The 20,617-nt window shown below is 55.1% G+C and carries 19 protein-coding genes and 2 tRNA genes; 10 read left to right on the top strand and 11 right to left on the bottom strand.

What is annotated here, in order from left to right:
* Positions 1-14 precede the first annotated feature (14 nt).
* Positions 15-1,412, top strand: coding sequence for a phenylalanine transporter (pheP, locus tag HF650_RS16980; protein ID WP_187799622.1), 1,398 nt, complete (start codon positions 15-17; stop codon positions 1,410-1,412).
* A 55-nt stretch (positions 1,413-1,467) separates the two neighbouring features.
* Here pheP and HF650_RS16975 read toward each other — a convergent pair whose 3' ends face one another.
* A complete protein-coding gene (locus HF650_RS16975; protein WP_187799621.1) occupies positions 1,468-2,892 on the bottom strand; it encodes an MFS transporter in 1,425 nt (474 codons plus the stop codon).
* Positions 2,893-2,999: 107 nt separating this feature from the next.
* Between HF650_RS16975 and HF650_RS16970 the strand changes: the two genes are divergently transcribed.
* Complete coding sequence (locus HF650_RS16970) at positions 3,000-3,872, top strand: helix-turn-helix transcriptional regulator (RefSeq protein ID WP_187799620.1); 873 nt, start codon at positions 3,000-3,002, stop codon at positions 3,870-3,872.
* On the opposite strand, the gene HF650_RS16965 is transcribed toward HF650_RS16970, so the two are convergent.
* The gene (locus HF650_RS16965; RefSeq protein ID WP_187799619.1) at positions 3,869-4,234 is read right to left on the bottom strand and encodes an MmcQ/YjbR family DNA-binding protein; all 366 of its coding nucleotides are present in this window, start codon (positions 4,232-4,234) and stop codon (positions 3,869-3,871) included. The two genes, HF650_RS16970 and HF650_RS16965, sit on opposite strands and share 4 nt — an antisense overlap.
* Positions 4,224-4,814: a TetR/AcrR family transcriptional regulator gene (locus tag HF650_RS16960; protein ID WP_187799618.1), complete on the bottom strand. Its 591-nt coding sequence runs from the start codon at positions 4,812-4,814 to the stop codon at positions 4,224-4,226. The genes HF650_RS16965 and HF650_RS16960 overlap by 11 nt, the downstream gene beginning before the upstream one ends.
* Positions 4,815-5,007: 193 nt before the next feature.
* On the opposite strand from HF650_RS16960, the gene HF650_RS16955 reads away from it, so the two are divergent.
* Both HF650_RS16955 and HF650_RS16950 read left to right on the top strand, forming a co-directional pair.
* A complete protein-coding gene (locus HF650_RS16955) occupies positions 5,008-6,108 on the top strand; it encodes an MBL fold metallo-hydrolase (protein ID WP_187799617.1) in 1,101 nt (366 codons plus the stop codon).
* 37 nt (positions 6,109-6,145) lie between these two features.
* On the top strand, positions 6,146-6,487 hold the full coding sequence (locus HF650_RS16950) for a RamA family antibiotic efflux transcriptional regulator (RefSeq protein ID WP_023479912.1): 342 nt from the start codon (positions 6,146-6,148) through the stop codon (positions 6,485-6,487).
* 28 nt (positions 6,488-6,515) lie between these two features.
* Here HF650_RS16950 and HF650_RS16945 read toward each other — a convergent pair whose 3' ends face one another.
* The gene (locus HF650_RS16945; protein WP_187799616.1) at positions 6,516-6,908 is read right to left on the bottom strand and encodes a YfeC-like transcriptional regulator; all 393 of its coding nucleotides are present in this window, start codon (positions 6,906-6,908) and stop codon (positions 6,516-6,518) included.
* 1 nt (position 6,909) lies between these two features.
* Positions 6,910-7,269, bottom strand: coding sequence for a YfeC-like transcriptional regulator (locus tag HF650_RS16940; protein ID WP_187799615.1), 360 nt, complete (start codon positions 7,267-7,269; stop codon positions 6,910-6,912).
* Between the two features lie 220 nt (positions 7,270-7,489).
* Between HF650_RS16940 and HF650_RS16935 the strand changes: the two genes are divergently transcribed.
* From HF650_RS16935 to HF650_RS16925, 3 genes are all read left to right on the top strand, one after another.
* Positions 7,490-7,565, top strand: a tRNA-Ala gene (locus HF650_RS16935).
* Positions 7,566-7,606: 41 nt separating this feature from the next.
* Positions 7,607-7,682: transfer RNA gene (locus HF650_RS16930), tRNA-Ala, on the top strand.
* A 175-nt stretch (positions 7,683-7,857) separates the two neighbouring features.
* On the top strand, positions 7,858-10,029 hold the full coding sequence (locus tag HF650_RS16925; protein ID WP_187799614.1) for an EAL domain-containing protein: 2,172 nt from the start codon (positions 7,858-7,860) through the stop codon (positions 10,027-10,029).
* 42 nt (positions 10,030-10,071) lie between these two features.
* On the opposite strand, the gene HF650_RS16920 is transcribed toward HF650_RS16925, so the two are convergent.
* Positions 10,072-11,259, bottom strand: a complete 1,188-nt coding sequence (locus HF650_RS16920) for a NupC/NupG family nucleoside CNT transporter (RefSeq protein ID WP_023479798.1) — start codon at positions 11,257-11,259, stop codon at positions 10,072-10,074.
* 353 nt (positions 11,260-11,612) lie between these two features.
* On the opposite strand from HF650_RS16920, the gene HF650_RS16915 reads away from it, so the two are divergent.
* Positions 11,613-12,863, top strand: a complete 1,251-nt coding sequence (locus tag HF650_RS16915) for an Nramp family divalent metal transporter (protein WP_187799613.1) — start codon at positions 11,613-11,615, stop codon at positions 12,861-12,863.
* A gap of 431 nt (positions 12,864-13,294) precedes the next feature.
* Here HF650_RS16915 and HF650_RS16910 read toward each other — a convergent pair whose 3' ends face one another.
* Complete coding sequence (locus tag HF650_RS16910) at positions 13,295-13,654, bottom strand: DUF2502 domain-containing protein (RefSeq protein WP_187799612.1); 360 nt, start codon at positions 13,652-13,654, stop codon at positions 13,295-13,297.
* Positions 13,655-13,778: 124 nt separating this feature from the next.
* Positions 13,779-14,777: an L-glyceraldehyde 3-phosphate reductase gene (gene mgrA, locus HF650_RS16905; RefSeq protein WP_187799611.1), complete on the bottom strand. Its 999-nt coding sequence runs from the start codon at positions 14,775-14,777 to the stop codon at positions 13,779-13,781.
* A gap of 267 nt (positions 14,778-15,044) precedes the next feature.
* Here mgrA and glk point away from each other — a divergent pair, with 267 nt between their 5' ends.
* Positions 15,045-16,010, top strand: coding sequence for a glucokinase (glk, locus tag HF650_RS16900; protein ID WP_187799610.1), 966 nt, complete (start codon positions 15,045-15,047; stop codon positions 16,008-16,010).
* Here glk and HF650_RS16895 read toward each other — a convergent pair.
* Positions 16,007-16,735 (bottom strand): LytTR family DNA-binding domain-containing protein, encoded by a 729-nt coding sequence (locus HF650_RS16895; protein ID WP_023479711.1) that lies wholly within the window; start codon positions 16,733-16,735, stop codon positions 16,007-16,009. The genes glk and HF650_RS16895 overlap by 4 nt on opposite strands.
* Positions 16,736-16,746: 11 nt before the next feature.
* Positions 16,747-18,432 (bottom strand): sensor histidine kinase, encoded by a 1,686-nt coding sequence (locus HF650_RS16890; RefSeq protein WP_187799609.1) that lies wholly within the window; start codon positions 18,430-18,432, stop codon positions 16,747-16,749.
* Positions 18,433-18,819: 387 nt separating this feature from the next.
* Here HF650_RS16890 and alaC point away from each other — a divergent pair, with 387 nt between their 5' ends.
* Positions 18,820-20,061 carry an alanine transaminase gene (gene alaC, locus HF650_RS16885; RefSeq protein ID WP_187799608.1) on the top strand — a complete coding sequence of 414 codons (1,242 nt, stop codon included), beginning with the start codon at positions 18,820-18,822 and terminating at the stop codon, positions 20,059-20,061.
* Positions 20,062-20,121: 60 nt separating this feature from the next.
* On the opposite strand, the gene ypdK is transcribed toward alaC, so the two are convergent.
* The gene (ypdK, locus tag HF650_RS16880) at positions 20,122-20,193 is read right to left on the bottom strand and encodes a membrane protein YpdK (RefSeq protein WP_099458783.1); all 72 of its coding nucleotides are present in this window, start codon (positions 20,191-20,193) and stop codon (positions 20,122-20,124) included.
* Positions 20,194-20,617: the final 424 nt, after the last annotated feature.

The following is a 20,617-nucleotide window of genomic DNA, read 5'->3' as shown; positions in this document are numbered from 1 at the left end:
CAAAGGGGAAGGACGTGAAAAACGCGTCACAGGTCGTGGGGAACATGACCGGGACCGCGTCGGAGGCAGCGCCGACGCTACAGCGGGGATTAAAGAACCGCCATATTCAGCTTATTGCTCTTGGCGGCGCGATTGGCACCGGGCTGTTTCTCGGTATTGGTCCGGCGATTCAAATGGCCGGGCCTGCGGTGTTACTCGGCTACGCCATTGCCGGCATTATCGCTTTTTTGATTATGCGCCAGCTCGGTGAAATGGTGGTTGAAGAGCCGGTTTCCGGGTCGTTTTCCCACTTCGCCTTTAAATATTGGGGGCCGTTTGCGGGCTTCCTCTCCGGCTGGAACTACTGGGCGATGTTTGTGCTGGTTGGCATGGCGGAACTGACCGCCGCCGGGATCTATATGCAGTACTGGTTCCCCGACATCCCGACCTGGGTCTGGGCCGCCACCTTCTTTGTGATCATCAACGCTGTAAACCTCGTCAATGTGCGCCTGTATGGCGAAACCGAGTTCTGGTTTGCGCTGATCAAAGTACTGGCGATTATCGGCATGATTGGTTTTGGCATCTGGATGCTGTTCACCGGCCACGGCGGCGAGCGCGCCAGCATCAATAACCTCTGGCAGTACAACGGCTTTTTCGCCACCGGCTGGCATGGGCTGGTGCTGTCGCTGGCGGTGATTATGTTCTCGTTCGGTGGGCTGGAGCTGATTGGTATTACCGCCGCCGAAGCGAGCGAGCCGCACACCACCATTCCAAAGGCGGTTAACCAGGTGGTTTACCGCATTCTGCTCTTCTACATCGGTTCGCTGGTGGTATTGCTGGCGCTCTATCCGTGGATTGATGTGCAGGCTAACAGCAGCCCGTTTGTGATGATCTTCCATGAACTCGACAGCAATCTGGTTGCTTCTGCGCTCAACTTCGTTATCCTGGTAGCTTCACTCTCGGTCTATAACAGCGGCGTTTACTCCAACAGTCGTATGCTCTTCGGCCTGTCGGTGCAGGGCAATGCGCCCGCGTTTCTGACGCGCGTCAGCCGTCGCGGCGTACCGGTTAATTCACTCATCCTCTCCGGCGCGATCACCTCGCTGGTGGTGCTGGTGAACTACCTGCTGCCGCAGAAAGCTTTTGCCATGCTGATGGCGTTAGTGGTCGCCACTCTGCTGCTGAACTGGATCATGATCTCGCTGGCGCACCTGAAGTTCCGCGCCGCGATGCGCCGCAAAGGGCGCGATCCGCAGTTCAAAGCGCTGCTCTTCCCGGCGGGCAACTATCTCTGCATCGGCTTTATGCTGTTTATTCTCGGCCTGATGTTCTCCATCGACGATATGCGCCTGTCGGCTATTTTGCTGCCGGTGTGGATTGTGTTTCTGTTTGCCGCTTTCAAACTGCTGCGGCGGGCACCGAAACGCGCATAAGCGCCATCGCTAAAGAGAGAAAACGCCAGCTTCCATGCTGGCGTTTTTATTTGCCTCAGGCAGTGGTCGTACAGCGGGGGGCTAATTGCCGACGGGCGAAGAGGGCCGCTGCGGCGAGCGCCAGCATCATCACCACCTCTGTTGCCAGAAAACCGCTCAGCGCCGCGCTGTAGTCACCGTGCGACTGGCCAACAAGGTGGAGAAAGATGCCGCCGAGCAGCGCAGGTCCCAGACCGAGCGCCGACTGCTGCAGGGTGCTGAGCAGTGCGCTACCGGCACCCGCGTCCTGCGCGCTGATATCCCGCATACCGATGCGGTAGAAACTGTTGACGATCAGCGCCTGGCCGTAACCAATCAGCAGGGTTGCCGGAGCGAGCGCCAGCACACCAACCACGCGCCCGGAGAGGTGCAGGGTAACCATCAGTGCCAGCAAGCCAGCGATCTGAATCGCAAGCCCGGTCAACAAAATGGCGCGCATGCTGTAGCGGCTAATCAGTTTCGGCGCATACCAGGCGGAGACAAAATAGGCGACGCCGAGGGCGATAAAACTGTTTCCAGACTGGTAAGGTGTCATGCCCATTCCGGCTTGCAAGGTGAGCGCCATGCAGAACATAAACCCGGCCCAGGCGCTGAAAAAGAGCAGCGCAATCAGCAAGCCAAAGCGGATGCTCGGCAGCTTCAGCAGGCGCGGCGGCACCAGCGGCGTAATACCGCGCCTCTCCTGCTGCACCGCGCTGCTGCGCATCCATACCGCCAGCGGTAAGATCGCCAGCAACGCTGCTTTGCTCTGCCACGGCCAGTGCATCTCCGGGCCTAATGCCAGCGGGAAAAGCAGGCAGCAGAGGATCAGCGCCAGCGCCGTTGTACCCTGCCAGTCAATGCGCGTGCGTTGTTCGCTGCGGGTTTCCGGCACGTAGCGGCGGCTCAGGAGCAGCACCAGCAGGCAGATGGGCACATTGATAAAGAAGGCGTTGCGCCAGCCAAGCCCGGCAATATCTGCCGATACCAGCCAGCCGCCGCCCATCTGCCCGATGATAAACGCCACGCCGCCAACCCCACCGTAGAGGCTAATTGCGCGGGCGTGCGCCGTGCCTTTCAGCGTAACATGCAGCGTGGCGAGGATCTGCGGCACAATCAGCGCCGCGCCCAACCCTTGTAGCGTGCGTGCCGCCAGTAGGGCAGAGACCGAGTTCGCCAGCCCGCACAGCAGCGAGGCGATGCCGAATAGCGCAACGCCCCATAAAAAGAGGCGGCGGCGTCCGAGGTTGTCCCCCAGTTTGCTACCCATCGCCAGGCAGACGGCAAAGGCCACGCCGTAGAGCGCGACAATCAGCGCCAGCTGTGTGGCTGAAGTGTGTAACGACAGAGTGATGGAATCGAGCGCGACGTTGGTGATTGAGGTGTCGATTAGCGGCAGCATCTGCCCGGTTAACAGCAAAAACAGGCCCGCCCGGCCCGGAGAAACAGCAGACGTATTCATGGTGACTCCATTGCGTCATTCATCGGATGGACGTAGCATCGCCGAATGAGAAAACGGGTACCAGTTCTTGTCTATACGGGTACTGGCACTACTATGCTGGAGGGGTTATGGCATTGATGGCGGACAAACAGCCGCAACTGACGCTGCTTGAAGAGAGCCGCAAACAGCTGGGCGCGTTTCTGCGCGCGCGGCGCGAAAGCCTCGACCCACAGCGGCTCGGGTTGCCGCGCAGCAGCCGACGGCGCACGCCGGGTCTGCGGCGCGAAGAGGTGGCGCTGCTAGCCGATGTTGGCGTCACCTGGTACACCTGGCTGGAGCAGGGCCGCGAAGTTAACCCCTCTGCCAATGTCTTACAGGCGATTGCCTCCGCATTGCAGTGCACGCCAACCGAGACGCGGCATCTCTTTCTGCTGGCTGGGTTAGCACCCACCGAAGCGCTCAATTTGCCGCAGTGCGAAGGGATAAGTGACAGCACGCGACGCCTGCTGGATAGCCTGCTGCCGAATCCGGCGAGCATCCAGAAACCCAATTTTGATATTGTCGCGTGGAACGCCGGTTTTGAGCGCCTGATGGGCGTCAAATTTGATGAAATCCCGGAAGAGGATCGCAACTGCATCTATCTCTACTTAACCCATCCACAGTGGCGTAGCCGCTTAGGGCTGGATGAGCAGGTGCTCTCGACCTTTGTCGCCTATTTCCGCGCGGCCATGGCGGCGCACCGCGGGGATGCGATATGGGAAGCGAAGCTGGCACGCTTTTGCGCCGCGTCGGCGGAGTTTGAAACCCTGTGGCGTAAGCAGTATGAAGTAAGCGGCGTGGAAAATAAGGTCAAGGTCTTTGCCCACCCGCAGCTCGGCACGATTACCCTGCAACAGATGTACTGGTACTCCGCGCCGCGCAACGGCTCGCGGTTACTGGTCTATATGCCGGTGGATGAGCAGGGCGAGCAGGCGCTGCAGTGGCTGGCGCAGAACGCTTAAGGACGCAGGCGCTTCTGATCTTTGCGCGGCAGGGTGTCGACCACGCGATCCCAGGCGTGCTGGATCAGTGCCTCGAGCAGCGAGAGATCAATCTCGTCGCCGGCGTAGACGGAGATCCAGTGCTTCTTATTCATGTGATACCCCGGCTCAATGCTCGGGTAGATCTGCTGATTGAGCAGGGCGGTTTGCGGCTCCGATTTCATCGTCACCATCGGCCTGCCGTGGGCGGTGGTGGTCATCATAAAGATCTTGCCGCACACTTTGAAGACCTTATGCTCCGGGCCAAACGGCCAGCAGTGTTCGGTAAAGGGGAGCGACAGCGCGTAGCGATGGGCGCTCTCCTGCAAGGTTTTACTCTCCATCGTTTTCCTCATTCGCGAGCGCGCGCCACATCGCCTCAAAGCCGAGACACTTAAGCTCTTTGGTCCGCGAAGGATCGCGGCCTGCGAAGTTAATGGTGGTTTCCGCCATCGCAAGGAAGATCGCATCGCCAAACGCCGCATAATCATCGGAGAGGAAAACCGGGCGCACCGAGCGGTGGCAAAGTTCATGCAGTTCCGGGAAGATATCAGCCACCTGCTGCTTAGTTTCGGCGGTCAGCTTTTCGCTAATGGCGATCTGGCGCACCGCATGGTGGCCGTTGGGGTGACGAATCCCCCAGTCGATATAGCTGTCCCAGATGGAGTGGGTATGCACCTTCGAATCGCTGCTGGAGCGGTCGAGATTAGCGAGCATGGTGCCGCAAAGATCGCTTTTGAGATGCAGATAGAGCGCGTTTAACAGGTCGTCTTTAGTGGCGAAGTAGCGAAACAGCGTGCCTTCCGCAACACCTGCGTTACGGGCGATCAGCGCGGTTGAGGCGGCAATCCCCGACTGGGCAATCGCCTTCGTAGCAGCTTTCAGTAATGCCAGTTTCTTATCTTCACTCTTCGGACGAGCCACGCCGCTTTTCTCCGCTTTTTACAAAAACCACGATTGAAGCATGCCCTTTGAGAGGCTGCAACGTCGAATGTCAAACAACGAAAAATCGTCTTGACGATTTAATGTTCGTTTCTATAATGAGTGCTTACTCACTCATAATCAAGCTCAATGAGTATCGTCTCAATGGATGGGATCGATTTAGCCAGGTCAGGATATGAAGCGTCTCACTATCAGCGTGGTTATCGTTATGCTCGTTGCGTCTGCTGCAAGCTTACCTTTTGTTTTGAATGCGGGTTTTGGCCAGCCGCCGCAGGGTGAGGCGCTCAGCGCCGTGGAACAATCGCCCCATTACCGTGATGGCGCATTTCACAATGCGCTGCCGACGCCGGGCTTTACCGGTGAGCAAAATAAGCTCGCGTTGTGGTGGGATTTCCTCTTCGGTAAACGTGAAAACGCGCGCCCGCAGCAGCCGCTGCCGCTGGTAGCCACCGATCTCGCGGCGATCCCATTGCAGGAAGATACACTGGTGTGGATGGGGCACTCCTCGTGGTATGTGCAGCTGGAGGGGAAACGCATTTTGATTGACCCGGTGTTGAGCGATTACGCCGCGCCGTTCTCCTTTCTTAATAAAGCCTTTGCTGCTAACGGCGTCTGGACCGCAGAGAGTATGCCGGAGATCGATCTGCTGATTATCTCTCATGACCACTACGACCATCTCGATCACGCTACCATCAAAGCGCTGATGCCGAAGATCAAACGGGTTGTTACGCCGCTCGGCGTCGGTTCCCACCTGCGTTACTGGGGGATGGACGCGGCGAAGATTGAGGAGGCGGACTGGCAGCAGAGCGTGCAGGTCAGCGATACGCTTAGCGTCACTGTTCTACCTGCGCGTCACTTCTCCGGTCGTGGGCTGAAGCGCAACCAGACGCTGTGGGCCAGCTTTCTGTTTGTCACGCCGGAACGCAAAGTCTACTACAGCGGTGACAGCGGTTATGGTCCGCACTTTAAGGCCATCGGTGACAGATTTGGCCCGATCGATATTGCCATTATGGAGAGTGGGCAGTACGACGAGGCGTGGAAATATATTCATATGATGCCGGAGCAGAGCGCGCAGGCGGCACAGGATCTGCAGGCACGCGCAGTGCTGCCGGGCCACGCCGGACGCTTTGTGTTGGCAAAACATAGCTGGGACGATCCGTACAAACGTTTAGCGGCTGCCAGCCGCGATAAAGAGTTTCGCTTACTGACACCGAAGCTGGGCGAAGTGGTTTTTGCGGCTGACAGGGCGCAAACATTTAGCGCCTGGTGGGAATAAACCGTTTAATTAATTGAAGTGCAGGGGGGATCGCAGCATGACTATTTCCGCTCAGGTTATCGACACTATCGTCGAGTGGATCGACGACAATCTTCATCAACCCTTGCGTATTGATGAGATTGCCGCGCACGCAGGCTACTCCAAGTGGCATCTGCAACGGCTCTTTTTGCAGTACAAAGGAGAGAGCCTTGGGCGCTATATTCGCGAGCGTAAACTCGCGCGCGCCGCGCAGGATTTACGTAACACCGATCAGAAGGTTTACGATATCTGCCTGAAATATGGCTTCGATTCGCAGCAAACGTTCACGCGGATCTTTACCCGCACCTTCAACCAGCCGCCGGGAGCCTACCGGCGTGAAAACCATCAGCACACCCATTAACAGTAAAAACCGGCATCATGCCGGTTTCTTACTCTTGCACCGTCTGCTTAATGCCTAAGCGGCTGCAAAAGGTGCTCAACCCTTCGCGCGCCAGCAGCACTTCAAGCTGCTGCAGTTCCTCAGAAGTCAGCATCTGTAACGTGTTGATGATATTTTGCATTGAGCCTGACGCAGCGAGATAGGGCGTCGGCGATTCGGCGAGCGAGTTGTTAAAGCCGCTGTGGCGCATAGCGGGCAACTCCATCACCAGGCTCAGTACTTTATCCGTTATCAATACGTAGCGGGCGCGGCCCCCTTTTACGCCGGGGAGACTCTCTGTTTTCCACTTATGACGTTTGACCCAGCGGTTGATGGTCTGTCGTGTGACGCCGAGACGGTTTGCTAACTCAGCGGTGGTCATTTTGCTTGGTAATGTGTTCATCTTATTTCTGGTCGCGGATCCCTAAACGTTGCAACAGGCCGGTAATGCCGTCGCGTAAAAGCATTGAAGAGAGCTGGGTGCGCTCGGCATCGGTCATCTCTTTTGCGAGTCTGATCAAGAGTGCTTCCAGCGAGGCGTCGCCGCTGGATAGGTCGTTAGAGGGGGAGAATTCATTGCGCTGCGCGCTGCGGATAAAGGCGCGAACCTGTTCGTTAACATGAACCAGGCGGGCTTTTCCTCCCTGAACGCCAGGTTTCGGCGAGGTAATCCACCCCTCTTTACGCACCCATTTATTGATAGTTTGCCGGCTATATCCGGTAAGCGTGGCCAGCTCTTCCGGCGTCATTCGTTCCTTGAGCATGTAATTTCCCGGTGAGTAGTAAGGGTAATTAGTGGTTTATGTTATAGCACCATTTTAGAAGAAAATGTGACAGGTTTAACTGCTGGCTGCGAGGCGCTTCGCAAGGGGATTCAATTGCATGCTTTTTCAGCGGTTGGTAAAAGTGCGGTGATTTTGCCGTTGACACCCGACCAGGGAATTCATATTATGCCGCCCGTCAACACGACACGCTTTACGCGATGGGGCTATAGCTCAGCTGGGAGAGCGCTTGCATGGCATGCAAGAGGTCAGCGGTTCGATCCCGCTTAGCTCCACCAAATTCCGAACCCAACGGAACTGGTGCGTAAAGAGACATTGTGGGGCTATAGCTCAGCTGGGAGAGCGCTTGCATGGCATGCAAGAGGTCAGCGGTTCGATCCCGCTTAGCTCCACCAAAATTTAAACCCTCGCATTTACGCGGGGGTTTTTTGTTTAAAGGGTTCTAAGCCGTTGCCTGATAAAGGCGCACCTCCGCCATTTTCTTGTCCATTTCCCTTGCTTGCTTCGCTCTTTTAATAAACCTATTATTCATGGTAATTATTTTTTAACCACCAGAGCCGACATTATTTTATGAAATCCGGTTACGTGAAGCCGTTTCTGCTGGCGTTAATGATGTGCCTGGTGGCCATTCCTGTTGCCCGTTATATTTCGCCAAAAACGGTCGTTGATGGCGGCACTGTTTATCTCGCCTGGCTACCGTTAAGCGTTATACTTGCGCTCCTCCTGTTATTTGGTCGGCACGCCATTGTGCCGCTGATTGTCGGCTCCGCCATCATTAATGAAACCTTCTTTCATCTGCCTTTCGACGAATCGGCAGTGCTGCTCTTTTGCCAGTTGTTTGCCGTTTTGCTGGTGTGCGCCGTCGTCCGCTGTCAGCTTGGTTCGCGCTGGCGTCACGGCATTCCCAATAAAAATATGGGGGTGCGGATTTTATGGATGGGATTTATTGCACCCATCGGGATAAAAATATCGATGTATGTTGCCGGTGCCTGGCTTAATTATCCGGTCTATCTCTCCAATTACTTCGGCAGCGGTTCGTTAATATTCTCAATAATTGATATTCAGAGTTTGATATGCGCGGCGTTGATTTTCACCATGATTGTTTATTATCCGATGCGCATGATCCTCAATTCGCGCTATGCGATCGTATGGTGGCGTCGTAGCGTTGTTCCCTGTTTTAGCAAAAGAAAGCGTTTATTTACGTTGGGCTGGCTGACGACACTCATTGCCATTGTGGCGCTGTTATGCACACCTTATAAGTCAGATGTTATTGCCGGTTATCTGGTACCGGTGATCTTTATTATTTTCAACTTTGGTTGCAGTCGTCTCGCCCCCTCTTTTCTGACACTCAGCTGGGCCGCATCGGCTTTTCTGCTACTGGCTTATAACGACAACTTTTTTCATGGCGTACGCGCGGATTACTCGCTGGCGTTTGTCATGTCGGTACTGATCTGTTTCACCGTCTGCCTGCTTTACAACATCCGCGTCTTCAGCCGTAGCCTGTGGCTAAAGCGGCGATGGCAGGCGCAGGCAATGAGCGATCCGCTGACCGGTTTGCCTAATTTGCGTGCGCTGGAAAGGGAAGTGGGACGCCAGCCTGGCAGTATCGTCTGCTGCCTGCATATGAAAAACCTCGACTTCCTTAGCCGCCACTTCGGCATGATGATGCGCGTGCATGTTAAGCGCAGCATCACCCGGGCGTTACAGCCCTTGCTGCATGACGGAGAGCGCTTCTTTCAGCTGCCCGGCAGTGAATTACTGCTGCTGCTCAATGGGCCGGAAACCCTGGCGCGTTTGCACTCAATGCTGGACGTGCTTAACAGCCAGCGTATTTGCTGGAATAAAAATGCGCTGGAGATTGAGTTTGGTGCCTCCTGGGGCGAACTGCAGGGCAGCAGAGAAGCGCTGCATCAGACGCTCGACCAGCTGAGCTGGCTGTCTGAGCAGACAGATAGCGAAAATCGCGTGCTGGCACTCACTAACAGCCTGGCGGAGGTCAATGTGCAGACCACTGAGCGCGTACTGCAACTGGAGAGGGTAAAACGGGCGCTGGAAGAGGGCGGAATTACGCTCTATGCCCAGCCTATCGTTGATGCCAATGGCGAGGGCTACCACGAAATACTTGCCAGGCTGGTAAGCGATGACCAGTTACTTACGCCTGACCAGTTTATTCCGGTGATTTCCCAGTTTGATCTCGGTACGCGCTTTGATATGCAGATCGTCGAAACGCTGCTGAAATGGATGCAGGCGCATCCACAGCCTGCTGAAAAGGCGCGCTTTTCCCTTAATCTGATGCCGCTGACCCTGATGCAGCAATCTTTCGCCAAACAGTTTCTTGCACTCTTCGCGCGTTACGGCATCGCCGCGCAGGCAGTGATTATCGAAATTACCGAAGAGCAGGCCTTCTCCCACTCGGAAGTAAGCGTGCGTAATATCACGTGCTTGCGCGAAGCGGGGTTTAAGATCGCCATTGATGACTTTGGCACCGGCTACGCTAATTTTGAGCGTTTAAAGCGCATCAAGGCGGATATCATCAAGATCGACGGCTGTTTTGTGCGCGATATTCTCACTGACCCGCAAGATGCAATGATCGTGAAAGCGATATGCTCTCTTGCGAAAGCGAAAGGTCTGACGGTGGTAGCGGAGTATGTAGAAAATGAGGCTCAGCGCGAGCTGCTGCTGAACGCGGGCGTTGACTACCTGCAGGGCTATCTGCTCGGCAAGCCCCAGCCGCTGGCATAAAAAACCGGGGCAGTCCCCGGTTTTTCGTAAAACACGTTCTAATCAGATAACCAGCGCCGCGATCGCCGCAGAGAGTACGCTCACCAGCGTCGAGCCGTAAACCAGCTTCAGACCAAAGCGGGAAACCACGTTGCCCTGCTCTTCATTCAGGCCTTTGATCGCGCCTGCGATAATACCGATGGAGGAGAAGTTGGCGAAGGAGACCAGGAAGACCGAGAGAATGCCTTCCGAACGCGGAGAGAGGGTGGAAGCAATTTTCTGCAGATCCATCATCGCTACGAATTCATTGGAGACCAGTTTGGTCGCCATAATACTCGCCACCTGCAACGCTTCATGGGCCGGTACGCCCAGCACCCAGGCAACCGGGTAGAAGATGTACCCCAGAATGCCCTGGAAGGAGATACCCAGCACCGCAGCGAAGAGGGCATTCAGGCCAGAAATCAGAGCAATAAAGCCAATCAGCATCGCCGCAACGATAATTGCTACTTTGAAACCTGCCAGAATGTATTCACCCAGCATCTCGAAGAAGCTCTGGCCTTCGTGCAGTTTCGCCATCTGCAGGTTCTCTTCGCTCTCATCCACGCGGTACGGGTTGAGCAGCGAGAGCACGATAAAGGTACTGAACATGTTGAGCACCAGTGCCGCGACGACATATTTCGGCTGCAGCATGGTCATGTAGGCACCCACAATTGACATCGAAACCGTCGACATTGCGGTAGCGGCCATCGTGTACATGCGGTTGCGCGACATTTTGCCGAGGATATCTTTATAAGCGATAAAGTTCTCGGATTGACCCAGAATCAGGGAGCTGACCGCGTTAAACGATTCCAGTTTACCCATGCCGTTCACTTTCGACAGCACTGTACCGATGGCGCGAATCACAATCGGCAGGACGCGAATGTGCTGCAAAATACCAATCAGCGCAGAGATAAAGACAATCGGGCAGAGCACTTTCAGGAAGAAGAAGGCCAGGCCTTCATCATTCATTTTGCCGAAGACGAAGTTGGTGCCTTCGTTGGCAAAGCCGAGCAGTTTTTCAAACATCTCGGAGAAGCCTTTTACGAAGCCGAGGCCAACATCAGAGTTGAGGAAGAACCAGGCCAGTACAACTTCAATCACCAGCAGTTGAATAACAAAGCGAATGCGGATCTTTTTGCGATCGCTGCTCACGAGCAAGGCAAGCAGCGCCACAACAGCAAGCGCCAGGACAAAGTGCAGAACGCGGGACATATTTGCTCCAAATATGAGACGGGTAGGAATTTCGTGCACATTCTATGTAACAAGACAAAAGAAAACGAGATCAAAGGCACACTATATTAATGTCCTGTGACCAGACTCAAAATTAGTGATCAAACATACAATTCAGGTATGTTAATAAAGGCCGTGAAAAGTTGCGTCACGCTGCTAGACTCATAACATAACGCTGCGATAAATGTTGTCGCCGCCGTCACCATCCTTGGCATTCAACCCTTCTATTGTTTCAGGCTATCAGAGAAATCAAGTAAACCCATCTTAATGATCTTGATAATCATTCTCATTTTGGTAGCATCAAACATAGCAAAGGCTATATTTAGGGGCAATAAATGAGCAGTAGTCGCGTGGAGAGCAGTAATAACGGACGGGCAGCGCGCAAACTCCGGTTTGCGCTGATGGGGCCTGCATTTATTGCCGCCATTGGTTACATCGATCCAGGCAACTTTGCCACCAATATTCAGGCTGGCGCGACGTTCGGCTACCAGCTGCTGTGGGTTGTTGTATGGGCAAACCTGATGGCGATGCTGATCCAGCTGCTTTCCGCCAAGCTCGGCATTGCGACCGGCAAAAACCTTGCGGAGCAGATCCGCGACCACTATCCGCGCCCGCTGGTCTGGTTTTACTGGGTGCAGGCGGAAATTATCGCCATGGCAACGGATCTCGCGGAGTTTATCGGCGCGGCGATTGGCTTCAAGCTGATCCTCGGCGTGTCGCTGATGCAGGGCGCGGTGCTGACCGGCGTCGCCACCTTCCTGATCCTGATGCTGCAAAAACGCGGGCAGAAGCCGCTGGAAAAGGTGATTGGTGGCCTGCTGCTGTTTGTTGCGGCAGCCTATATCGTCGAGCTGATTTTCTCGCAGCCGAAGCTGGCAGCGCTGGCGAAAGGGATTGTTATTCCTACACTTTCTGGAACCGATGCGGTGTTCCTTGCCGCCGGGGTGCTGGGCGCGACTATTATGCCGCACGTGATTTATCTGCACTCTTCGCTGACGCAAAACCTGCACGACGGTACGCGCCGCGAGCGCTACTCCGCTACCAAATGGGATGTCGGGCTGGCGATGACGATTGCCGGGTTTGTTAACCTGGCGATGATGGCAACCGCCGCGGCGGCATTTCACTTTAATGGACACACCGGCGTGGCCGATCTCGATCAGGCCTATTTGACGCTGGAGCCGCTGCTAAGCCATGCTGCGGCGACCATTTTTGGCCTGAGCCTGGTAGCTGCGGGTCTCTCTTCCACGGTTGTCGGTACGCTGGCCGGCCAGGTGGTGATGCAGGGGTTTGTCCGTTTCCACATTCCGCTGTGGGTGCGCCGTACCATTACCATGATGCCGTCGTTTATTGTGATCTGGCTGGGGCTGGATCCGACGCGGATCCTGGTGATGAGCCAGGTGCTGCTGAGCTTTGGGATTGCGCTGGCGCTGGTGCCGCTGCTGGTGTTTACCAGTAATGCGAAACTGATGGGCGAGCTGGTAAACACCGCGTTGATAAGACGTACAGGCTGGGTAATTGTTGCACTGGTGGTGTGCCTGAACGGCTGGCTGCTGGTGGGAACGCTTGCCGAATTAATGGGTAAATAACGCCCGATAAAGGTGGGCGTATCGGGTCTACGTATCTTTTCTGCGGTTTGAATGCCCGATGGCGCTATGCTTATCAGGCCTACATAGTATCTGCGGTTTGAATGCCCGATGGCGCTATGCTTATCGGGCCTACATGTCATCAGCGGTTTGAATGCCCGATGGCGCTGCGCTTATCGGGCCTACATAGTATCTGCGGTTTGAATGCCCGATGGCGCTATGCTTATCAGGCCTACATAGTATCTGCGGCTGAATGCTCATGGCGCTATGCTTATCGGGCCTACATGTTGTCAGCGGTTTGAATGCTCGATGGCGCTGCGCTTATCAGGCCTACAAAGGTTAATCGATTCTGGATCGCGTAGGCCGGATAAGGCGTTAGCCGCCATCCGGCACTTTACGTTTCACCGGGTAATCAAACTGCCTGCGAAACACAATTAATGGTGGTGTCCATGTCCATGTCCATGTCCGTGACCGCGACCCGGTCCACGGCGGTCGTCACGATCGTTCCAGCCTTCGCGGTATCCGCGCTCATAGGCGTCACGCTTATCCCAACCACGTTTATCCCAGCCACGATGCCAGCCGCGGTCATGCTTATGCCAGCGGTGATCGCGCCACTCATAATTACTGTTCCAGTAATCGCGGTCGCGCCAGCGGCCACCGTCCCAGTAGTTACCATAATTATCGCGATCGCCGATCTGCAATTTAACCGACGGCAACAGGGTGATTTCGCCAGCATTGGCGGCCAGCGGCGCAAAAGCCAGTAATACTGCTGCCAGAATCAGTGACCTGAACATACTCTTCTCCTTCACTATCGGGCCGGGGAGGCCTGTGGCGGCAATATTACGGGGCGCGTAAACCCCGTATTAGTGGCGGAACTCCTAAATCACCGTTAATAGCACGTTTTGCTAAAATGCTCGTTTAGTGCGTGCCGGCGAGAATGGCATCAATCTCTTCACACTCCTGCGTACTGAACGTCCGGTTCGCCAGCATCCCCACCGCATCGTCAAGCTGGCTGGTTTTGCTGGCACCGATTAATACTGACGTCACTCTCTCGTTACGTAGCACCCAGGCCAGCGCCATCTGCGACAGCTTCTGCCCGCGCCGCTCGGCCACGGCATTGAGCGCCCGCACCGTCGCCAGCTTCTCCTCGGTGAGCTGATCCGGGTTAAGGAAGCGGCTGCCGCTCGCCGCGCGCGAATCCGCCGGAATGCCCTGCAGATAGCGGTCGGTCAACTGCCCGCCTGCCAGCGGTGAAAACGCGATGCTACCAACCCCTTTCTCCTGTAACAGATCCAGCAACTCGCTCTCTACCCAGCGTTCAAAGAGAGAGTATTTCGGTTGATGGATCAGACAGGGGGTGCCGAGATCGTTAAGGATCTCGATTGCTTCCCGCGCCTGCGCTGCCGGGTAGTTCGACAGCCCGACATAGAGCGCTTTGCCCTGGCGCACCAGGTGATCGAGCGCGCGCATCGTCTCTTTCAGCGGTGTTTCCGGGTCCGGGCGGTGATGATAGAAAATATCGACATACTCAATGCCCATGCGCTTGAGACTCTGATCGAGGCTGGCAACCAGATATTTGCGCGAGCCCCAGTCGCCATACGGGCCATCCCACATGGTGTAACCGGCTTTGCTGGAGATAATCAGCTCATCGCGATAGGGGAGGAAATCCTCTCGCATAATGCGCCCAAAGTTACTTTCGGCCGAGCCGGGTGGTGGCCCGTAGTTGTTCGCCAGGTCGAAATGGGTGATGCCGAGATCAAAAGCGTGGCGCAGCAGCTGTCGGCTGGTCTCAAGCAGTGTCGCATCGCCAAAGTTATGCCACAGCCCAAGCGACACCAAAGGCAATTTGAGCCCGCTCTCGCCGCAGCGCTGCCAGGCCATTTTTTCATAACGTGCGGGGTCCGCCAGGTAAACCATGCAAATACTCCTGTTAAAAGGGGAAGCGATAAATTCCGGGCACAAAAGCGCGCCATATTGCGCACTATTTCAACGTACAAACGCGCTCCGGGGATCTCCTTGTAACGCACTGCGGCAATAAGGCAGTAATCAGTCTGAAAGCTTAGGGCTAATCTGTGATGTAGATCGATAATAAAGGGGCACTCGTGATATGGTCGTTGTCGTTACAGCGCCTTGAATTTACAGTGTGCCAAAGATTTATTCTGACTTTAGCGGAGCCGTAGAAGAATGAAAAAATATGCTTTAGTGGGAGACGTGGGCGGCACCAACGCGCGCTTAGCGTTGTGTGATGTCGAGACCGGCGACATCTCCCGGGCCAAGACCTATTCAGGTCTTGATTATCCTAGCCTGGAAGCGGTCGTTCGCGTTTACCTCGAAGAGCACGAGGTGAGTGTGGAAGATGGCTGTATCGCCATCGCTTGCCCTATCACCGGCGACTGGGTGGCAATGACTAACCACACCTGGGCCTTCTCCATTGACGAAATGAGGCAAAACCTCGGCTTCGCACACCTGGAGATCATCAACGATTTCACCGCCGTTTCGATGGCGATCCCGATGTTGAAAGCGGAACACCTGATTCAGTTTGGCGGCACCGCCCCGGTGGAAGGCAAACCGATTGCCGTTTACGGCGCCGGCACTGGTCTTGGCGTCGCGCATCTGATGCATGTGGATAAGCGCTGGGTAAGCTTGCCGGGCGAAGGCGGCCACGTCGATTTCGCGCCGAACAGCGAAGAGGAGGGGGTTATCCTTGAGGAGCTGCGGGCGGAAATTGGCCACGTCTCCGCCGAGCGCGTGCTCTCCGGCCCCGGGCTTATCAACCTCTACCGCGCGATTGTGAAATCAGATGGTCGCCTGCCGGAAAACCTGCAACCCAAAGATATTACCGAGCGCGCGTTGTCAGATAGCTGCACCGATTGTCGCCGCGCGCTGTCGCTGTTTTGCGTGATTATGGGCCGTTTTGGCGGCAACCTGGCGCTCAATCTTGGCACCTTTGGCGGCGTTTACATCGCGGGCGGTATCGTGCCGCGCTTCCTTGATTTCTTCACCGCCTCCGGTTTTCGCGGCGGCTTTGAAGATAAAGGGCGCTTTAAAGCCTACGTGCAGGATATTCCGGTCTACCTGATTGTTCACGATAACCCAGGCCTGCTGGGCTCCGGCGCGCATCTGCGCCAGACGCTGGGTTATGTCCTTTAAAGATTCATCAGTTGCCTGAACTCTTTTACCTTGCTGCGGCTGACGGGCACCTGAAAATCAAGGTCCCGCAGTCGCAGAATATAGGTGTTGTTAAACCAGGGTTCGATCTCGCGGATCTTGTCCAGATTGACACAGTATGAGCGGTGGCAGCGGAAGAAGTGCGCCGTTGGCAGCTTGCTGCAAAACTCCGTAATATTCATCGGCATCACGTATGATTCCCGCTTCGTATAGACGAAGGTCATCTTCTCGTGCGCTTCTGCGTAATAGATATCGTGAATACTGGTGACAATAATGCGCTCATCTTTCACCAGATTGATAGTGGCGTTTTCCCGTGACTGAGGGCTGCTCGCCGTTCCGGCCTGCTGCTGCCAGGCGCTCTCCAGCTTTTGCAACATATTGACGATGCGCGACTCCTGATAAGGTTTCAGGATGTAGTCAAACGCTTCCAGCTCAAACGCCTCCACCGCATGCTCTTTCCACGCGGTGATAAAGACAATGAAGGGTTTATGAGCGAACTGGCTGATGTTCTGCGCCAGCAACACGCCATCCAGCGACGGGATATTGATATCGAGAAAAATGGCGTCGACGCGGTTGTGCTGTAAGTACTTCAGCACGTCGAGACCGTCATCAAACGTGCCGACAATCTCCATCTGGCTGTGCTCACGAATAAGCCAGCTCAGCTCCTGCTGCGCCAGGAATTCATCTTCTACAATGATGACTTTCATCTTCTCTCCGGTCAGGGCAACAGCGTCGCGCGCGACGTCTGGCGGGGCACATAAAAGGCAATCTCGGTGCCCGGTGTCAGGCGGCGAATATGCAGCCCTTCGCCATACAGTAGTTTTACTCGCTGATGAACATTCAGCAGGCCAATTTTATTCCCCGGCATTTCGTCAGCTTCGACGCGGGCGATCATTTCCGGGGCGATGCCGTTGCCAGTATCGCGCACCGCAATGCGCACCCGGTTGCCGCACTCTTCGACGCTGATGGTGACCACCCCTTTGCCTTTGCAGGGCTGAATGCCGTGAACAATGGCATTCTCTACGAGCGGCTGGATCAGCAGGCTCGGGATCACGCAGCTCACCTCTTCGTCGATATCATAAATCACCGTCAGCTTATCGCCGAAGCGCGCCTGCTCAATGGCGATATAGTCCTTAATCTGGTAGAGCTCTTTTTTGATATCAATCTGCTCATCATCTTTTAATTCAATGTTATAGCGCAGATAGCGCGACAGATTGTAAATCAGCTGGCGCGCGGTATCGGGATTGAGGCGGATGGATGAGGAGATAGCATTCAAAGCGTTAAAGAGAAAGTGGGGGTTAATTTTACTTTGCAGTGCGCGCAGCTCCGCTTTATTGGCCATTTCGCGCAGCTGCTCGGCGCGGGAGACCTCCAACTGCGTCGAGATAATCTGTGATAGGCCGACCGCCATATCCTGCAACGCCGAGGTAATCTGGTGCGCGTGGCAGTAGTAGATTTTTAGCGTTCCGGTGACGATGCCCTGCTCGCGCAGCGGGATCACCAGCATTGAGTGGATCTCCGGCGTGCGGTGCGCTTCATCATTGTTTTTTATGATAATTTCACCAGTGGTAATCGCCTGCTGAGTGGTCGGGCTAATAATATCATCGTTGTCGAGGTAGTTATTTTCGCCCACCCCGACATAAGCCAGCACATGATCGACATTGGTGATCGCCACAGCGTCGGCGTCAATATCGCGGCGTATGATGTCACACACCTGGCGCAGTGACTCGCTGTTCACATTGCGAAAGAGCGGCAACGTTTTATTAGCGATATCCAGCGCCAGCCGCGCCTGACGCCCGGCGATCGCCTCTTTCTCCCCCTCGACGCTCTGCACCAGCAGCACAATAAAGCCTATACACACCGTGCCGAAGATCATCGGTGCGCCGATTTTCGCCACGATATCCAGCCCCAGCGCGGTAGATGGCGCCCAGATCACCACCAGCAGCATAGTCAGGCTTTCACAAATCATCCCGCCGATGATCCCGGCGCGCCAGTGCTGGGCTTTGGGAAACTTTCGGTTAATCACCCCCGACATAATGCCGGCGATAATGCTGGTGATAAAGCAGGGAACAGCCGTTACGCCGCCAATATCAATCAGGTAACGGTGCGTCCCGGCGATAATGCCGGTAATAATGCCAACCCACGGCCCAAACAGGATCCCGCCGGACATCACGGCAATAATCCGCACATTGACCAGCGATCCCTCCACCGGCACGCCGGACCAGGTGCTGAAGAGCGCAAAGAGGGAGAAGATCGCCGTTACGCCGAGCAACTCTTTCGGGGAGTGAGCGGTTTTATGCAGCAGCTCGCGAAACAGGCGGATGCGGATCAGAAAGAAGAGGCAGATCAGCATCAACGCCGCGCGGTCGAAAACCGCCAGCAACATGTCGAATATTTCGTGCACGGGGAACTCATGTGATAGAGGTCAAAGGGCTATGATAAAAAACCCGGCGGCAGATCACCAGTTAACCATTGATTTGGTGAATGGGGAAAAACCCTTATTTAAAAAGGGGATTAAGGGTTATCTGATGCAGTGCCGGAGATAATCCCCCCGCCCTGGCGGCTAAGGTAATTTTATTTTTATCATAATGTTAACGAAAGGCTGTCATTGTCTGCTTAAGCGGAAGTTAGCATTAAGATTACTCAAATTTCTTTTCCCCTTTTATTCCACAACACTATTTTTTCGCTTCCCTCTCGACAGGCGGAATTTAATCAGGCTATGGTCTGAAGAGCTGTGTATGCAGCGACGTCGCTCGGACGGTCCGGGCGCTAACGTAACTTCGAGGAATCTATGGCTGACTCCAGTCCTGAACGCCGTTTCACGCGTATCGATCGTCTTCCCCCCTATGTTTTTAATATTACTGCCGAACTGAAAATGGCTGCGCGACGCCGCGGCGAGGATATTATCGATTTCAGTATGGGCAACCCGGATGGCGCAACTCCGCCGCATATTGTGGAAAAACTCTGCACCGTGGCGCAGCGCCCGGACACGCACGGTTACTCCACTTCTCGCGGTATTCCGCGTCTGCGCCGGGCTATTTCGCGCTGGTATCAGGATCGCTACGAGGTGGAGATCGACCCGGAGACGGAAGCGATTGTCACCATTGGCTCGAAAGAGGGGCTGGCGCACCTGATGCTGGCTACGCTGGATCACGGTGATACCGTACTGGTGCCGAACCCGAGCTATCCGATCCATATCTACGGCGCGGTGATCGCCGGTGCACAGGTGCGATCGGTGCCGCTGGTCGAAGGCGTTGATTTCTTCAATGAGCTGGAGCGAGCGATCCGTGAGAGCTACCCGAAGCCGAAGATGATGATTTTAGGCTTCCCGTCGAACCCGACCGCGCAGTGCGTCGAGCTGGAGTTCTTCGAGAAAGTAGTGGCGCTGGCGAAGCGTTACGATGTGCTGGTCGTACACGATCTGGCCTACGCCGATATCGTCTTTGATGGCTGGAAAGCCCCCTCCATTATGCAAGTCCCCGGCGCGCGTGATGTCGCGGTCGAGTTCTTCACCCTGTCGAAAAGTTACAATATGGCGGGCTGGCGTATTGGCTTTATGGTCGGCAACCCAACGCTGGTCAACGCGCTGGCGCGTATCAAAAGCTACCACGATTACGGCACCTTCACGCCGTTGCAGGTTGCCGCTATTGCGGCGCTGGAAGGCGATCAGCAGTGCGTACGCGATATCGCCGCGCAGTATAAACGCCGCCGCGATGTGCTGGTTAAAGGGCTGCATGAAGCAGGCTGGATGGTTGAGATGCCAAAAGCATCCATGTACGTCTGGGCGAAAATCCCGGAGCAGTATGCCGCAATGGGCTCGCTGGAGTTTGCGAAAAAGCTGCTGAAGGAGGCGAAAGTGTGCGTCTCGCCCGGCGTTGGCTTTGGTGATTATGGCGACACCCATGTGCGCTTTGCGCTCATTGAGAACCGCGATCGTATCCGCCAGGCGGTGCGCGGCATCAAAGCGATGTTCCGCGCCGATGGCCTGCTTCCCGTGACGCCAAAAGGGGCGGCGGAAGAGACCCAGCCATAACAATCAGCCATAAAAAAAGGAGCCGTATGGCTCCTTATTTTTTCTGCGCTATGGCTCAGGCTAGATCATCAGGGCGAATGTGCCGGCCCACACGATAACCATCACCGATATGCCCATAAAGAAATATTTCACGTTCATCGCTCCGCACACAAAGTATGCATTAATGATCTGTCAGGACTGAGTATAGAGAGGTGAAACTACGCCAAAATGAAAATGAGAATTTTCTCCCTTTCGGCCACAGCGCCATCTCAGAATTTCGGGTGAATTCATCACCAAACGGGGGCTAATGTACGCTTAATTTTTTGCCCTTACAAGAGCCTTTTTTCTATTTAATTTTAGCAACTTACAAGGTGTCGGGCTTTGGCGACACAATACTTTCACTGCTAAATAAATTGCCGTTGGGCGACGGTTTTTTGGCGTAGCTGAAACGCTTCATTTGGGCTTGAAATATAAGGCGAATTTTATGTGCTGCATCACAGTTTGCGCTTTGCAGCCGTGTTATCCGCGGCGACGCCCGCAGCCAACGTGCCGCAGAGTTGACAAGCGAATCATTATG

Source organism: Kosakonia sp. SMBL-WEM22 (assembly GCF_014490785.1).
Classification (GTDB): Bacteria; Pseudomonadota; Gammaproteobacteria; order Enterobacterales; family Enterobacteriaceae; genus Kosakonia.
Note: the sequence above shows the minus strand (reverse complement) of the source record. Positions and strands in the feature narration are given on the sequence as shown.

Excerpts from the sequence above, each read along its gene's own strand:
- HF650_RS16970 (WP_187799620.1), top strand. The coding sequence starts at position 3,000 with ATGGCATTGATGGCGGACAAACAGCCGCAACTGACGCTGCTTGAAGAG.
- HF650_RS16975 (WP_187799621.1), bottom strand. The coding sequence starts at position 2,892 with ATGAATACGTCTGCTGTTTCTCCGGGCCGGGCGGGCCTGTTTTTGCTG.
- HF650_RS16945 (WP_187799616.1), bottom strand. The coding sequence starts at position 6,908 with ATGAACACATTACCAAGCAAAATGACCACCGCTGAGTTAGCAAACCGT.
- HF650_RS16920 (WP_023479798.1), bottom strand. The coding sequence starts at position 11,259 with ATGTCCCGCGTTCTGCACTTTGTCCTGGCGCTTGCTGTTGTGGCGCTG.
- HF650_RS16925 (WP_187799614.1), top strand. The coding sequence starts at position 7,858 with ATGAAATCCGGTTACGTGAAGCCGTTTCTGCTGGCGTTAATGATGTGC.
- HF650_RS16955 (WP_187799617.1), top strand. The coding sequence starts at position 5,008 with ATGAAGCGTCTCACTATCAGCGTGGTTATCGTTATGCTCGTTGCGTCT.
- HF650_RS16940 (WP_187799615.1), bottom strand. The coding sequence starts at position 7,269 with ATGCTCAAGGAACGAATGACGCCGGAAGAGCTGGCCACGCTTACCGGA.
- mgrA (WP_187799611.1), bottom strand. The coding sequence starts at position 14,777 with ATGGTTTACCTGGCGGACCCCGCACGTTATGAAAAAATGGCCTGGCAG.
- HF650_RS16915 (WP_187799613.1), top strand. The coding sequence starts at position 11,613 with ATGAGCAGTAGTCGCGTGGAGAGCAGTAATAACGGACGGGCAGCGCGC.
- HF650_RS16950 (WP_023479912.1), top strand. The coding sequence starts at position 6,146 with ATGACTATTTCCGCTCAGGTTATCGACACTATCGTCGAGTGGATCGAC.
- alaC (WP_187799608.1), top strand. The coding sequence starts at position 18,820 with ATGGCTGACTCCAGTCCTGAACGCCGTTTCACGCGTATCGATCGTCTT.
- HF650_RS16910 (WP_187799612.1), bottom strand. The coding sequence starts at position 13,654 with ATGTTCAGGTCACTGATTCTGGCAGCAGTATTACTGGCTTTTGCGCCG.
- HF650_RS16965 (WP_187799619.1), bottom strand. The coding sequence starts at position 4,234 with ATGGAGAGTAAAACCTTGCAGGAGAGCGCCCATCGCTACGCGCTGTCG.
- HF650_RS16895 (WP_023479711.1), bottom strand. The coding sequence starts at position 16,735 with ATGAAAGTCATCATTGTAGAAGATGAATTCCTGGCGCAGCAGGAGCTG.
- glk (WP_187799610.1), top strand. The coding sequence starts at position 15,045 with ATGAAAAAATATGCTTTAGTGGGAGACGTGGGCGGCACCAACGCGCGC.